Origin of the sequence: Nocardia puris, assembly GCF_003315035.1 — a bacterium.
In the GTDB taxonomy this organism is placed as follows: domain Bacteria; phylum Actinomycetota; class Actinomycetes; order Mycobacteriales; family Mycobacteriaceae; genus Nocardia; species Nocardia puris.
In genome coordinates this window covers 125,505-140,904 of the sequence record NZ_QNRE01000004.1, presented here as the reverse complement: position 1 = coordinate 140,904, position 15,400 = coordinate 125,505, and the positions used below count along the sequence as shown (strand labels likewise).

General features: G+C 71.5%; 9 protein-coding genes and 1 pseudogene. 5 read left to right on the top strand and 5 right to left on the bottom strand.

Translation table 11 applies throughout. The features are described 5' to 3' along the window. Positions 1 to 133 precede the first annotated feature (133 nt). Positions 134 to 778, top strand: coding sequence for a DUF1707 SHOCT-like domain-containing protein (locus tag DFR74_RS13710; RefSeq protein WP_113975125.1), 645 nt, complete (start codon positions 134 to 136; stop codon positions 776 to 778). An 87-nt stretch (positions 779 to 865) separates the two neighbouring features. Here the strand turns inward: DFR74_RS13710 and DFR74_RS13705 are convergent, their stop codons facing one another. Then, entirely contained in the window at positions 866 to 2,056 is a 1,191-nt protein-coding gene (locus DFR74_RS13705) for a helix-turn-helix domain-containing protein (RefSeq protein WP_067503306.1), read from the bottom strand. A 309-nt stretch (positions 2,057 to 2,365) separates the two neighbouring features. On the opposite strand from DFR74_RS13705, the gene DFR74_RS13700 reads away from it, so the two are divergent. Both DFR74_RS13700 and DFR74_RS13695 read left to right on the top strand, forming a co-directional pair. Then, on the top strand, positions 2,366 to 2,824 hold the full coding sequence (locus DFR74_RS13700; protein ID WP_067503310.1) for a hypothetical protein: 459 nt from the start codon (positions 2,366 to 2,368) through the stop codon (positions 2,822 to 2,824). A gap of 127 nt (positions 2,825 to 2,951) precedes the next feature. Then, a complete protein-coding gene (locus DFR74_RS13695) occupies positions 2,952 to 5,435 on the top strand; it encodes a DUF2339 domain-containing protein (protein WP_232331622.1) in 2,484 nt (827 codons plus the stop codon). Between the two features lie 1,953 nt (positions 5,436 to 7,388). Here the strand turns inward: DFR74_RS13695 and DFR74_RS13690 are convergent. From DFR74_RS13690 to DFR74_RS13675, 4 genes and pseudogenes are all read right to left on the bottom strand, one after another. Beyond that, positions 7,389 to 10,010 (bottom strand): annotated as a pseudogene (locus tag DFR74_RS13690) (MMPL family transporter); the annotation flags it as partial. After that, positions 10,010 to 10,735: an NYN domain-containing protein gene (locus DFR74_RS13685; RefSeq protein WP_084537304.1), complete on the bottom strand. Its 726-nt coding sequence runs from the start codon at positions 10,733 to 10,735 to the stop codon at positions 10,010 to 10,012. The gene DFR74_RS13685 and the pseudogene DFR74_RS13690, both read right to left, overlap by 1 nt. Continuing rightward, complete coding sequence (gene trmB, locus DFR74_RS13680) at positions 10,735 to 11,544, bottom strand: tRNA (guanosine(46)-N7)-methyltransferase TrmB (RefSeq protein ID WP_084537305.1); 810 nt, start codon at positions 11,542 to 11,544, stop codon at positions 10,735 to 10,737. Before trmB ends, DFR74_RS13685 begins: the two co-directional genes overlap by 1 nt. A 278-nt stretch (positions 11,545 to 11,822) precedes the next feature. Next, positions 11,823 to 13,148 carry a lipase family protein gene (locus tag DFR74_RS13675; protein WP_067503313.1) on the bottom strand — a complete coding sequence of 442 codons (1,326 nt, stop codon included), beginning with the start codon at positions 13,146 to 13,148 and terminating at the stop codon, positions 11,823 to 11,825. Positions 13,149 to 13,317: 169 nt separating this feature from the next. Here DFR74_RS13675 and DFR74_RS13670 point away from each other — a divergent pair, with 169 nt between their 5' ends. Next, positions 13,318 to 14,100, top strand: a complete 783-nt coding sequence (locus tag DFR74_RS13670; RefSeq protein WP_067503316.1) for an SDR family oxidoreductase — start codon at positions 13,318 to 13,320, stop codon at positions 14,098 to 14,100. Between the two features lie 64 nt (positions 14,101 to 14,164). Continuing rightward, positions 14,165 to 15,283: a hypothetical protein gene (locus tag DFR74_RS13665; RefSeq protein WP_067503319.1), complete on the top strand. Its 1,119-nt coding sequence runs from the start codon at positions 14,165 to 14,167 to the stop codon at positions 15,281 to 15,283. Positions 15,284 to 15,400: the final 117 nt, after the last annotated feature.

The following is a 15,400-nucleotide window of genomic DNA, read 5'->3' as shown; positions in this document are numbered from 1 at the left end:
CCGACTTCCGGAGGATGCGCGAGCCCCCGGGAATCGGGGATCGCCCTGATGCCGCGATGTCCGGATTCTCGGTAATCTCGACGCCATGGGCGGCGCCGAATCGGAAACCAGCGGTATCGGGCGCGGGGAGACCGTGAGCGACCGGGATCTGCGCGTCTCCGACGCCGAGCGCGAACACGTCGGCCAGCTGTTGCAGCGGGCCGTCGGCCTCGGCATGCTCTCGCTCGGGGAGTTCACCGAGCGCATGGACACCGCGCTGGCCGCCAAGACGCGCGGCGAGCTGAACGCCGTGCTCATCGACCTGCCCGGCGTGCGCCTGGTGGGGCAGCCCGCCGCCACGCCCACGAACTTCGTCAACGCCGCGCCGGGGCATCCGTCGCCGGTCGCGTCGTCCGCGGCCGTCCCCGCCCGCGCCGACGTGATCCGCGGCCGCATGTCCAACCCCACCCGGCGCGGCCCGTGGACCGTGCCCGCCACCCTGCACCTCAACAGCTGGTTCTCCGGCGTCACCCTCGACTTCACCGAGGCCGTGATGACCACCCAGGTCGTCGAACTCCGCGTGGACGACGTGTGCAGCTCGCTCACCCTCATCGTCCCCGACAAGGCCACCGTCGACCTCAACGCGCTCGACCTCATCGGCTCCAGCATCAATAACAAGGTGCGCACCGGCCCCCCGATCGGCCCGCTCCACATCGTCGTCCACGGCCGGCTGCGTTTCGGCAGCGTCACCGCCAAACACCCGCTGAGCACCCACTGGCGCAAGTTCATGGGGATGTGAGGGTTTCGGCGGTGTTCGGTGCGACTTGGTGACTCGCACGTCATGTGCCGGCGGTGGGGATCGTCCGGCGCGTCTCGGTGATTCGCGTCAGGTGTTGACGCCGATGCGGCGGGCCAGGGCGCGCAGGGGGATGCGGCGGTCGTGGTCGAGCAGTTCGGACACGATGTGGCGGGGCAGGGATTGGTATTTGAGCCAGTCGGGGCCGCCGACGCGCTCGGCGGTGAGCAGCGCGTCCAGCGCGCGCTGGTGCTGTCCGGTGCGGGTGAGCGCCACGGCGGTGTCGGTGAGGTGGCGGGCCCGGGAGGCCTGGGGCAGGCCGGAACTGGCGGGCATCTCGCGGGCCGCGGTCAGCGCCTCGGAATAGCGTTCGGAGGAGACGTTCACGTCCACCGTCTGCATGATGACTTGCGAAGGGCCGAAATAGGTTTCGTAGTCCTGACGATCGGTGCCGAGGCGCACCGCCACCTCGCCCGCCGCCTGCGCCAGCGAGAGCGCCTCCGGCACGTCCTGCGCGCGCCCGGAAGCGGTGGCGCCCTGCAGAACCAGCGATCCGTAGGCCGAAAGATGCGCCGGCGCAACGTCACCGGCCGGTTCCAGCTCCGCCGCCGCGCGCAGCGCCACCCGGCGCGACTCGTCGTAGCGCCCCTGCACCAGCAACTGCCAGGCGACCGAACCGCGCACCGTCGCGAGCAACAGCGGATCGTCGCCGAGTTCGGCGGCGGCCAGCGCCTGGCGGATGGCCAGGAACGCCGGATCGGTCTGCCCGAGGTGCACCAGCGTGCACCCGGTCACCCAGTACATGCGGGCCAGCAGTTCGTTGGCCGGCGCGACCGTGCCGTTGCGCGCGGCGTGCACGGTGGCGCGCAACTGGGTCAGGTTCGCGGGCAGGATGGTGGTGAGCAGTTCGTAGCGCCCCGCCCAGTAGGCGCCCCAGGCGTAGTCGACGGCGCGGCGGCCGTCGTCCAGGCTCACCGCCTCCTCCTCGGGCACCTCGCCGAGCAGATCGTCAACCGGGGTCAACGCGCGCCGGATCGCGACGATGCCCGCGTCGGGGTTGCCGGAAGGTATCCCGTGGCGTTTGCCGACCAGGTCGGAGATGTCCACGTCGAGGGCGCGCGCCAGTTTCTGGAGGCTGGCGATCGACGCGGTCTGGCGTCCGCCCTGCTCCAGCTTGCGCACCAGGTCGACGCTCACCCCGGCTTGGTCCGCGAGCTGGCGCTGGGTAAGCGCTTTGCCGCGGAAACGCCGGATCCGTACCCCGATCGATGAGTCGTCCATGTAGCCATGTCCTTTGTTACATCCGGGTTTCAGGGTACGACGCTAGGCCATACCTTTCACATGAAGTGGGACATTACGTACGACTCGTCGGCCCCCCGTTGGAATACCGTTGCCTTTCTGCAACTTTGAGAACGCAAAGGGCGACGGCAAATGACCACGATGCCGAACACCACTGTGCGAGCCCGGCGCGCCGACCGCGCGACCGCATCGCAGGTACTCACCGACCGACCCGCGCGGCACTTACCGCGCGACGGCGTACTACCCGGGACGATCCGCCACCATCACCGCATCGTCTGAGGGGGAATCGCCATGTTCGAAAGCTGTCACACTCCGCACGAAGCCGCCCACCTGCTGCGTCATCGCTACGGGCTGCCCGTGCAATTGCTCGCCGGACGTCCCGTGGTGACCACGGGCACCATCCTCGGCGCGATCGTCATGCCACCCGATCTGGGTGAACGGGTGCTCGCCGCGCTGGACCGGACCGGTCACGCCCCGGTGATCGCCGATCCGGGCGAACGCACCTGGACCTTCCTGGTCAACCCGCCCAGCCCGGTCACGCCGGTCGATCCGCACGTCCGGCGCACCCTCGCCGGGCACGGGGTCACCGTGGTGCCGGGCGGCAGGCACGTGCTGCTGCCCAGCACCGACTCGCCCCAAGGCTGGCACTGGGCGGGCGAACCCGGGTCCGGCGTGCTGCGCATGCCGCCCCGCGCGGCCGTCATCCGCGCCGTGCACCAGGTGACGGGCGTGCGCGCCCACACCGCCTGACCATCCGGCGGGACCGGCCCCCACTCCCACGGGTGGGGGCCGGTCGGGCGGAAGTCGCGTAGATATCGAGCGCGGTCCGGGTGTTTCTACTCATGTTCGGCGCGGATGAGGGGCCGAGCATGGAGATATGACTACATCTCTCGATCCCGCGCTGATCTCGCGCTTGTCCGGTGAGTTCACCGCGCTCGGAACGCGGATGGGTGTCCTCGGGCGCGACCTCGCGCTGCTGCGCGAACAAGTGGCCGCGGACCTCACGGTCCCGCGCAGCGTTTCCTGGAAGACCGGTGCCTCGGCGGAGGCCGAGGTGGAGGCCGGGCGTTCGGCTGTGCCGGGGACGGCCGAGGCCGGGGCTCCGGTGGGGACGCGGCCGGAGTCGGCCGGCGCGATGAGCCGACCTCCTGCCGAAACGGCGTCGGAGCGATCCGGCGCGCTCGCCGGTGCGCAGGGCGTAACCGATGCGTCCGCGCCGACGGAGGCGGGTCGGTCGGCCGTTGGTGTGCCGGACGCGGCCGGTGAGATGCCGGGCGCGAGCGGTAGCACGCCGGGCGGCGGGGATCGGACTTCTGTTGGTGCGGAAGCGGTTTCGTCGAAGTCCGCCGGTGCGTCCGGTTCGACACCGGCGGGTGAGCCGGCGGGTGTCGGTGGACCCCGAAGTGCGGACGAGGCCGGTGATGCCGGCGCCGCCGAAGGTGCCAGCGGGTTCGGGAGCACCGGTTCGGCGCGTGCCGAGGGTTCTTCCGGCACCGCGATGCCCGATACATCGGCCGCCACGGGCGCGCCCGGCGGTGTGCCGGTTCCGCCGCCCGGACAGTGGAATCCGGGCCAGTGGCAGGCCGCCGGGCAGCAGGGGTGGCCGGGTGGGGCGGTGCCGTATCCGCTGCCCGGCTACGCGCCCGGGTATGCCGGGCGGCCGCCGCAGGGTTGGCCGCCTCGGGGTCCGGTGCCGCACGGTGGGGGAGCGGTGCCGCCGGGGATGCGGCCGCCGCCGGTGCGCAAGCAGCCCGGGGTGCCGTGGTGGCAGCGCGACGGCGTGATCAGCCGGGTGCTCGCGATCGCCGGTGTGGGCGTCACGCTCATCGGCGTGGTGATGTTGCTGGTGCTGGCAGCGCAGGCGGGCCTGTACGGGCCGGTGGCGCGGGTCGCGACCGGTGCGGTGCTGTCGGCGGGGCTTGTGGTCGCGGGCATGCGAGTGTTCGGCAGGACCGGTGGCCGGGTCGGCGGAATCGCCTTGGCGGGCACCGGAATCGCGGGCGCGTACCTGAATGTCGTCGCGGTGACGGCCTACTACGAGTGGCTGCATCCGGTGCTCGGCCTCGCGGTGGCGCTGGCCGTCGCGGCGGGCGGTGTGGCGCTGGCGGTGCAGTGGAAGTCGCAGCCGCTGGCGGTGCTGGTGGTGCTCGGCGCGGCGCTGCTCTCGCCGTTCGTGACCTCCGAACTGGTGCTGCTGGCGTTCCTGATCGTGCTCCAATTCGCCTGCTTGCCAGTGCAACTCGGCAGGGAGTGGCCGTTCCTGCACGTGGCGCGCACGGTGCCCGTGGTGCTGGCGGCACTGGTCAGCATCGCCGTCGCGACCTTCGACACCGTCGAGCAGGACCGCGCGCTGTGGCTGCTCGCGGCGGCGTCCGCGATCGCGGTGGTCGGACTGGCCGGCACGCTGATCATGGTGCGCGCCCACGCGCAAGACGTGACCGCCACCGCGATGTTCGCGGTCGCGACGCTGCCGCTGCTCGCGGTGCCCGTGCTGTTCGACCGGTACCCGGCCGCGCTCATCGCGGGTGTCGCCGCCGCGGTGCTGCTCGCGGTCGCCGCGGTGCCGCTGATCCCGAAACTGCGTGATATCGCGCGGATTCCGGGTCACACCGCGATCGCCGCCGCCGTCACCGGGTCGTTCGCCCTGCTGGAAGCGTGCATCGGCGTGACGAACGCGCAGACCCTGCCGATCGCGACACTGCTGGTGGCCCTGGCCTTCCTGGCGGTGGCCGGGCAGGTCCGCTCAGTGGTGGCGGCCGGGATCGGTGTGGTGTTCGCGCTGCTCGGCGGGCTCGTGTTGCTCGACGCCGCCTCTCCGGAAACGCTTGCCTCGCAACGGTTCGCGGAGGAACAGCTGGGCGTGTCGACGGTGCTGGCCGCTCTCCTCGGCATCGCGGTGGTCGCGGTCGCGGTGTGGGGTGTGCGCCGGCTGCCCGGAATGGCGAAGGGCGGCACCGAGGAATCGGTGCTGTGGCTGGCGGCCAGCCTCCTGACGCTGTACCTGGTGACCGCGGCGTTCGTGTCGATCGGCGTCGCGACGGGTGTCGAGGACGGGTTCATCATCGGCCACAGCGTCGCCACCATCGGCTGGATGGCCGCCGCCACCGCCGCGCTGTTCTACGGCCTGCGCAACCTCGCGCGCAAGCCGTCGGTCGCGAAGGTGGCGCTGGCCGCGGGCCTGCTCGTCACGGCCGCCGCCCTGGCCAAGCTGTTCCTGTTCGACCTGGCCACCCTCGACGGCTTGGTCCGCGTGGCCGTCTTCCTCGCCGTCGGCATCCTCCTGCTGCTCACCGGCACCCGCTACGCCCGCGCCTTCGCCGAGGCGGGCGAACGGGAACCGGAGCAGAACCCGGCCGCCTGACCGAACCGGACCCCGCCCCCGAAACACTTGGGGGCGGGGTTCTTTCGTGTGCGATCACGGTGGAGGCGGCGCGGGTACGGCCGCCGCCTCGGCTCAGTCGTCGTCGTTGCGGCGCAGGAGTTCGTCCACGCTGACCGAGCGGCCGTCGCCGCTGTGGTGCTTGCCCGCGTCGGGATCGATGGGGCGGCGGCGCGAGGAGCGCAGTTCCGCCATCCAGTTCTCGATGCTGGCGCGGTTGTCGTCCGGGGTGGTGTCGCGAGCGTCCGCGGCCTGGTCGGCCGGGGTCTGGCGCGACGTGTCCGGGGTGGCGCCGGGAGCGTGACGGATCGGGTTCGGCGGTGCCGGGATGTGCTGCGGGCGCGGCTGATCCGTGTTCGGCGGCTCGGTGCGGCCGACGGGGATACGCGGCGGATTCGCCGACGGCCGGGTTTGCGTGGGCGCGGGGCCGAACGGGGAAGCTTCCGCGTCGCCGGACGACGGTGGACGCCACGGCCCGGCCAGCTCGGAGGCGGGCAGCGGGCGCGTCGACTCGGAGAGCGCGGCCTCGCGGCGCGCCGCTTCGTCATCGGCGGCACCGGGTCGGTCGGCTGCCCGGGATCGGTCGTCGATGGCAGGCCCGTCGGCTGCACCGGGCCGGTCGCCCTCGCCTCGAGGTTCCTCGGAAGTCCCCTGTCCCGGCGCGTCGTACGCGGTCGGGAAGCCCGGCGCGGCGGCGCTGCCGTTGACGGGCGCGTCGAGAGGGCCTCGGGTCTGCTCGTCGCGACCCGAAGCCGAGCCGGGATCAGGTGCACCCTGCGACGGCACGTACTGGCCGAAACCGGGCACCGAGAACTCACGGCCCTGCGAAACACCGCGCGCCGCCTCGGAATCCGACGGCGAGAACCCGACGTCACCGTGGCCCGCACTCCGCGAAACATCCTCGCCCGCAGGCGAATCCGCGCTGGCAGCAGTGCCGAAGGGGCTTCCGTGCGATACCGAATCCTCGGTGCCGGGTGCGGACCAGAGGTCCTCCGGCGCGGCCGGGCTGGTGTGCGCGGGACCGCGATCCGGCGACGTAGCCTCCCGCTCGAATCCGGGCACCGCGTATCCCCCGCCCGGCGGTGTGGGCGCACCACCGCGTCGCGGCAGCGCCGAGCCCGGCGCCTCGGGCGCGGTGAATCCGATGCCCGGGCCGAACGGATTCCCTTGCGGTGCGTCCGCTTCCGGGTCGAACGGGCGGAAGCCCTCGGGCGCTCCGGAAGCGCCCGGCGCGGTGAACACGTCCCGGCTCGCGTCGGGAGCGTCCGGACGCGAGAAACTCTCGGGACTTGCCGGTCGGCGCTGTGGCAGACGGGGCAGGGGGAGGTCCGATTCCGGCGACTCGTCCTCGGACGCGTCGGGGTTGGCGCCGATGAGCCCGGTGCCCGCGTCGAACGGGCTGCTCTGCGGCGCGGGCGAATCCGCCTGGAACGGGCGGAACCCACCGGGCACGCCCGGATCGCCGGACGCCCCGGAATCGGGCGCTTCGGTAGCGGCGGCGTCGGTATCATCGCGGCGCCCGAAGGCCGCACCCGGAAGCGTGAACCCGTCGGCGGCACGCGAGTCGCCCGCCTCGGACCGCCCGTGATCCGCATCGCCGTTCAGGAACCGGCGATCGGCACCCGAATCGTCCCGCGCCCCGGCGGATTCGGTCTCGGACCAGCGCGCCGATTCCGCACCGGGGAACGCGAATCCGGAAGCAGGCCCCGCGGCATTGCCGAGCGGCACTCCCGAGTTCTCGCTGGACCGGAAGTGCGCACCGGCACCCGACTCGCCACCGAGCGTGAACTCCGAATCCGCACCGGACCGGAACCTTGCATCCGAATCACCTTGCGACGCAGGCGATCCACCGGGCTCCTGGGTCTCGGCTTCCGGCAACCGGAACCCGGAAACTCCGGCCGGCGAATCCGGCGCACCTGGCGTCGAGAACCCCGCGGGCCGCTCCGGCGTCGAATCCTCCGACGAAACCTCGTCCGGCACACCGGAATCGGAGATCCGGCGCGGCGGCTTCGGCCCCGAAGCATGCTCGGCGGGCAGCGAGATCCCGGGGGCATCCCCGGTGATCGGCGAAAAGCGCTGTGTCGGATTCGGATCCACATCCGGCACGGCCGGAGGCTCCGGATCCTTGGCAGCTCGCGACTCACCCGGATCGGGCAACCCCGACAGCGAACTGGCGCGCGGGCGCGTCGGATCGTGCGGACCCAGCACCGGCCGCGGCGCGGGCGGCAGCGAATCCATGCGCTGCGTGGGCGCTTCGGCCTCGATCTCCTCGATGGTGCGCGGCCGCCGCGGCGACTTGCGCTGCTTGCTCTCCGGCAGGGCCGGCATCTGCATGGTGACCGGATCGGTGATCGGCGTGGTCTTCACCAGGTCGACCACTTCGCCGCCGCCGGGGCGCTCGTCGTCGAGGATGGGCTCGCCCAGGCCGATCTTCTCCTGGATGCGCTTCATCCAGGCGGGCGCCCACCAGCAGTCGTCGCCGAGCAGCTTCATGGTGGCGGGCACCAGCCACATGCGCAGGATGGTGGCGTCGATGATCAGCGCCGCGATCAGGCCGTAGGCGATGTACTGCATCATCACCAGGTCGGAGAACGCGAACGCGCCCACGACGACCAGCAGGATCAGCGCCGCCGCGGTGATGATGCGACCCGTGTGCGCCGTGCCGGCGCGCACCGCCTCGGTGGTGGACGCGCCTTGGCTGCGCGCCTCCACCATCCTGGACAGCAGGAACACCTCGTAGTCGGTGGACAAGCCGTAGATCACCGCGATGATCAGCACCAAAACCGGTGACATGATCGGCTGCGGGGTGAAGTTCAGCAGCCCGGAACCGTGCCCGTCCACGAAGATCCAGGTCAGGATGCCGAGCGTGGACCCGAGCCCGAGCGCGCTCATCAGGGCGGCCTTGATCGGCAGCACCAGCGATCCGAACGTCAGGAACATCAGCACCGTGGTGGTGAACAGCACCAGCGCGATCATCAGCGGCATCCGGTCCAGCAGCGCGTCGATGCTGTCCTTCTGGATCGCGGGCTGTCCGCCGACGTAGACCTCGACGTTGTCGGGCACGTCGAGCGAGCGCAGATAGTCGATGGTGGGGTTGGCGTTCTCGGAGTCCTCGAGCGTCGCCTCGATGCGGTAGACGTTGCGGTCGTCCACCGAGCGGCTCGGCGTCGAGAAGTCACCGGTCAGGCCGGGGGCGTCGTTGGCCTGGCGCCACACGTTGCCGACGGCCTGGCTGTCCTCGGAGACCATCACCAGCTGCACCGGGTCGGTCTTGCGCAGCGGGAACACCTCGTAGAAGTTCTCCAGCGCGACGCGGGTGGGATTGTCCGGCGGCAGGTACCGCTCGTTGATGCCGCCGAACGCCAGGTTCTTCACCGGGATGATCAGCAGCAGCAGGCCGACGCAGATCGGCACCGCGATCTTGAGCGGGTGCTTCATCACCCACTGGGTGGACCGGCCCCAGAAGCTGTTCTCCACCTCTTCGGCGGTCTTGGTCTTGCGGAAACGCTTGAGGCCGAGCATGTCCACGCGCGGGCCGAGGATCGCGAGCATCGCCGGCAGGATGGTGATCGCGGTGAGCGCGGCCAGCGAGACGGTGGCGATGGTGCCGTAGGCGACCGATTTCAGGAAGCCCTGCGGGAACAGCAGCATGCCGCCGAGGCTGGCGATGATCATGGTCGCGGAGAACACGACCGTGCGCCCCGCCGTCATCACCGAGCGGCGCACGGCGGCGCGGGTGTCGTAGCCCTCGGCCAGTTCCTCGCGGAACCGGCTGACGATGAACAAGCCGTAGTCGATGGCCAGACCGAGGCCGATCATCGACACGACACCGCCCACGAACGAGTTCACCTCGGTGAACTTCGTCAACGCCATGATGATGCCGTTGGCGCCGATGATGGTGAGACCGCCCACCACCAGCGGCAGGCCGGCCGCGACCAGGCCGCCGAAGATGAAGAACAGCAGCACCGCGACGGCCGGGATGGCCAGCAGCTCCATGCGCTTCTGGTCGGAGGCCATGGTGTCGTTGAGCGTGCCCGCCACCGCTTGCAGGCCGGTGACCTGCACGTCGACGCCGTCGATGTAGAAGACGTCCTTGACCGCGCGGAAGTTGCGCACCATGTCGGTGTCGTTGTCACCGACGATGGCGATGGAGGCGAAGGTGTACTTCTTGTCCTTGGAGCCGAACAGCATCGGCTGGCCGGGCCCGGTCTCGGTGATCCAGTACGCGCCGTTGACCTTCGCGATCTGTTCCGGATGCTCGCGCGGCAGCCGGTTGAGGCTCTCGACGATCTTGTCCCGGAACTCCGGGTCGTCGATCGTCTTCCCCTCCGGCGCCGTGTAGAGCAGGATCACGTCGCTGTTGTGATCGCGGCCGAAGGCGGCGTCGGCGATCTTGGCGGCCTGCGCGGACTCCGATGTGGGGTCGTCCCACCCGCTGGAGCTGAGATGGTCCTCCAGGCCGAGGCCGTAGCCACCGAGGGCCAGGAGGGCGGCCGTGACCACGCCGATGACGGCGAAGCGCAGCCGGTAGACCAGATCGCCCCAGCGCGTGAACACTAAGCGACTCCTTGGGCAGGGCGAGAGGTGAGCAGCGCCGACAGCGGCCGGAACGGCTGCAGCCAGGCGCCCTCGTCGGGCAGCGAGTCGAGGCTGACCCTCGGCAGCGGTTCACGGAACACGCCGGGGATGTCCTCGAGGTCGATGAATTCGAGAGTATCGGATGTCACGGCCCAGCTCGCGTGCTCGCGGAAGCCGAGCACCTGGACCGGCACGCCCTGGGCGGCGAGTTGTTCGAGCGGTTCGCGGAAGGCCTGACCGTCGGCCGAGGCCACCATGATGCCCGCGAGTCCGGCGCCGCGGCTGCGCAATTCGATGTGCGCGAGCATGTCGGCGTCGACGTCGGAGTCCTCGTCGATCTTCGGTTTGGCGAACACCGCGTAGCCGACGTTGCGCAGCGCCTCCACCCAAGGGCGCACCACATCGGCGGTGCCGGGCGCGATATTGGTGAATACCGTCGCCTCGGGCTCCACCCGGGTGGCACTGCCCACGGACAGTTCCGCGGTGCGCGCCAGCAACCACCGGCCGAGCGCGTCGAAACGGGGGCGGTAGGCGGCCGTCGGGCGGCCGCCCAGGATCGCGCCCAGCCCCATGTCGAGATTCGGGGCGTCCCAGACGAGCAGCACCCGGCGTACATCCGGCGTGGCGCCGCCGGGGCCTTCCGACCCGCCGTGCACCCCCCCGGCAACATCCACGACTTCGTGGGCCATCTCGCTAAGGCTCATCACTCGATCTTGCCCCATATGAAGTCGGTGATGGCGCTTCCGGCCCGATGTGCCTTGCCCTCGAACTTGGTCACGGGCCGTTCGAAGCCGATCGGCGCGTTGTCGAGCACCGCGCCGCCGGGGCCGCCCGTGACCTCGTTCAGGCCCACGAGCAGGGGTTCCGCGGCACCGACCTCGGCGATGTGCTCGGCGTAACCCGCGTGATCGGTCGCGACGTGCAGCACACCGCCCGGCTTCAGCCGATTGGCGATGAGCGCCAGCGTCGCGGGCTGCAACAGCCTGCGCTTGTGGTGGCGTGCCTTGGGCCACGGATCCGGGAAGAACACCCGGACCCCGGTCAGCGACTCTTCGGCAATCATGTGCTCGAGCACGTCGACGGCGTCGCCGCGCAGCAGGCGGACGTTCTGGATGCCGTCGCGCTCCACGCGCTGCACCAGCTGCGCCAGGCCCGGCTGGTAGACCTCGATGCCGATCAGGTTCAGGTGCGGTTCGGCCTGCGCCATCGCGGCGGTAGCCGTGCCCGTCCCGCAGCCGATCTCGATGACCAGCGGCGCCTCGCGGCCGAACCAGGCGGCGGCGTCCAGCGGCGCGTCGCCGACCTCGCGGCCGATCGCCGGCCACATGCGCTCCCAGGCGCCCTGCTGATTGGGCGTCAGCGCGCCCCGGCGGGAGCGGAAGCTGGTCACGCGGGGGTACAGGCGGGATCCGGTCGGCGATCGTCGGCCCGCTTCGAGCGGGACCGACGCTGTGGACGGCCTGCCCGGAACCGACTCGACAGTGTGGTTGGCGGCGTCGTTCACGGCGTCCATTGTCCAGCATCACCGTAACCGCACGGCACTCGTACCCCGGACGGGCGCTTTCGCGCGGGCGGCGGGCGGTGTCCGATTCCCTCGGCGCGCGTCGTCGGCGGGTGCTCACCGGGCCGTGTGCGCCAGGTGAGGGCGGGGTCGGCGGGGTGTTCGCGGTGTGGTGGTGACTGGGTTCGGTCCCGGTGCCGGGACCGGCGCGCGGTCGCGTGTGGTCGCGCTGTCAAGTCCCATTGCCGGGGTCGGCGTGTGGTCGCGGGTGATCACGCCGCCCGGCCCCCTCAGGCGGCCCGCTCGGTGACGGCGGCCGGTGCGGGCGCGGGGTCGGACCGCAGCGGGCGGCCGAGCAGTACGCGGGCGGTGGTCGTCGCGATCTCCAGCAGGCCGCGCAGCGTGGTCGGCGAGGTCAGCACCGACCAGACCGTCGTGTCGCCGTCGGCGGTCGGCGGTTCGCCCGCGAGACGGTCGGCCAGCCAGTCCAGGCTCATCGGGGTGCCGAGCACCATCATCGAGAAGTGCTCGCTGAGCCGGTCGCGCACGTAGGTCACGTGCGCGCCGCCGCGCCGGTAGCGGGCCACCTGCCCGTCCACGCCGTCCATATGGATGACCTGGTCGTGTACGGGCTGCACCACCAGCAGCGGGCAGGCCGGGATGGAGTTGCCCAGCCGGAGGTCGTCGAACATGGCCCGGAATTCGGGGGAGGCCAGCACCTCGTCGAGCGGGCGGCTGATCAGGTCGTCCACGCGTTTGCCCGCCAGCGCGAGGATGGCGGCCAGCGGTGTGGAGCGTTCGGCGATGCCCAGGAAGCGGCGGCCGTCGTCGGTCATATCGCGCGCCACGACCTCGCCCAGCGCCGGGTAGAGCCGGTGCAACGCGGCGATGACGATCGCGGGCAGCCCCGCGTAATGACCGCCGTTGAGCCGCTCGAAGACCTGTCCCGGATCGCCGACGGGCGCGCCGAGCACCGCCCCGACGATATTGAGTTCCGGTGCGTAGGTCGGCGCCATCTCCACCGCCCACGAGCTGGCCATACCGCCCCCGGAGTAGCCCCACACGCCGATTCTGGTGTCGGCGGGCAGGCCGAGGGGTTCGAAGCTCAACGCGGCGCGCAAGCCGTCGAGCGCGCGGTACCCGGGTTCGCGGGGCGCGCCGAAGTTGCCGTGCGGGCCCTCGTGATCGGCGAGGGAGACCGCCCACCCGCGGCGCAGCGCGTTCGCGACCAGCAGCCATTCCATCTGGGTGACCGAGCCCAGCGCGCGCGAGCCGCGGCGCAGCGCGTAGGACGGGGAGCAGCGTTCAGTGACGGCGTCCATCGCCGTCTGGAACGCCAGCAGGGGACGGTCCTCGCCCGGTTCGGCGCCGTCCGGCAGCAGCACAGTGGTGATCGCCACCTCCGGCGCGCCGTGCATATCGGTGCTGCGGTAGAGCAGCTGCCAGGCCGAGGCGCGTTGCGGTACGAGGCCGAATGCCGCGAGGTCGACGCGACGGCTGCGCAGGATCGTCCCGGGTGGCCGCGCGGCGAACCCGCGGGGCGGGCGGTGGAACGGGTCGGCGCTCGGTAAGAGCGGTTCGCCGCTGCCGACAACACCGATGGCGTCGACGCTCATCGCAACCTCCTCGGAGGGCCGAAGAGCGTCACCAAAAGCGATGCTGCACACCGACACTGGTGACGGCCACGTCCGCTGACAATAAGTGAACACCGATAACCCGCGATAGCCCCCGGCGGCCGCGGAATTCCCTCGCGGAAACGGGCGATTCCGGCACTAGACTGCCCGCATGAGTTCACCGACGGTGTTCATCACCGGTGCGGCGGCGGGCATCGGCAGGGCCACCGCGCTTGTTTTCGCTGGGCACGGGTACCACGTGGGCGCCTACGACATCGACGAGGTGGGCCTGAGCCGGCTCGCCGCCGACATCGCCGCGGCGGGCGGCACGGCGCAGACCGGCGTGCTCGATGTGACGAACAACACGCAATGGGAGCAGCGCCTGGCCGAGTTCCACGGCGAGACCGGGCGCCTGGACGTGCTGATCAATAACGCGGGCATCCTGCGGTCGGGGCGTTTCGAGGCGCTCGACATCGCGGCCCACCAGGCGATCGTGGACGTCAATATCGGCGGCGTCATCGCGGGCAGCTACTACGCCTTTCCGTACCTGCGCGACACCAAGGGCGCCCAGGTGGTGAACCTGTGCTCGGCCTCGGCGATCTACGGCCAGCCCGAACTGGCCAGCTACGGGGCCAGCAAGTCGGCGGTCAAGAGCCTCACCGAGGCGCTGGACCTGGAATGGGCCCGCCACGACATCCGGGTGATCGCGGTGTGGCCGCTGTTCGTCGCGACCGCCATGGTCGAGGGGGTGGACACCGGGACCACCAGATCGCTCGGCGTCCGGCTCACCGCCGAGGACGTGGCGCACGGGATCTGGGAGGCCACCAGCAAGCGGCCCAGGCTGCCCAAGGTGCACTACGAGATCGGCGCCCAGGCCAAGGTGCTGGCCACGGCGGCCAAGGTCGCGCCGGGCTGGGCGGTGCGCACCGTCAACAAGTTCTTCTCCGGGTCCTGAACTCCTCGGCTGCCCCGAGCGGCCCTCGTCTGACAGAATTGCGCACCGAAAAGGGGGTGCCACCATGCCGACAGCCACCGAGTTCACCGCGCGGACCCGCGAACAGGATCAACTCGACCGACTGCTCTACGACCTGCAAGCCCTCGGCGGCCGCGCCGCCGCCCTCGGGCAGCAGGCCAACGCGGCCGTCGCCGCGTGGCGCAGGCCGCCGCGCATCCAGGTCACCGGGCGCGCGCACGCCGGGCGCACCACGGTGCTGCACGCGCTGGCGCTGATGTCGGCCGCGGAGACCGGTCCGGTGGACGAGCCCGGCGTGCCCGATCCGGTGCTCGACGCCGATATCGTCGTCTACGTGCTCGCGGGCGCGCCGCAGCCCGCCGACCGCCGGGTGCTGGCGGGTCTGCCGCCCGAGCGCACGGTGGTGGTGCTGAACAAGGCCGACGCGATCGGCTCGCGCTGGGGCGACGCCGTGGTGGCCGCCGAGCAGTACTCGCGCGAACTCGGGATCGTCACGCTGCCGGTGGTGTCGGCGCTGGCCGTGCGCACCAGGGCGGGCGCGGTGACCGACGCCGATATGGCCACGTTGCGCAGGCTCGCGGCCGACGCCGACCCCTCGCTGACGCTCTCGGCCGACCTGTTCGTCTCGCCCGCCGCGGGCCCCGACTTCGCCGAGCGCGAGCAACTGCTGCACCGCTGGGAGCTGCACGGGGTGAACTGCGCGCTGAGCGCGCTGCGCCACGATCCGGGCCTGAGCCCGCACGCGATCCTGCAAATCCTGCACGCCGCCAGCGGCATCGACGCGCTGCACCGGCTGCTGCATCGTCGCTACGAGCAGGTGGCGGCGCTGCGCGGCGGCGAACTGCTCGACGAGCTGGCCCGGTTGGCGGCGCGCGCCGTCCCCGACGGTGGCGCGCCCGTGCGCGACGTCATCGAGCACTACCTCTACGGCGACGACGCGATGTGGCTGGCGCTCACCGCGGGACTGGCCAACCCGGCCGTCGCGCACCTGGCCGCCGGCTACCCGTCGCCCGCGCCCGCCGACGCCGACGATGCCCTCACCAGGGCCGCCCGCTGGCGCGCCGTGGTGTCCAGCGATATGCCGCCGGTCGCCCGCCGCGCCGCCCTGCGCGTCCACAACGGCTACATCCGACTATGGGAACGGATGAGCAGTGCCGGACTCTGACCGGCCGGGTCCGGCCGAACCCCCGGACCCGGCCACCGCCCAGGAGTGGCGCCCGTTCGGCGGGTGGGCCGGACGGACCGCCGACCCTGGTGCGGCGGATTCCCAGCCCGATCCCGT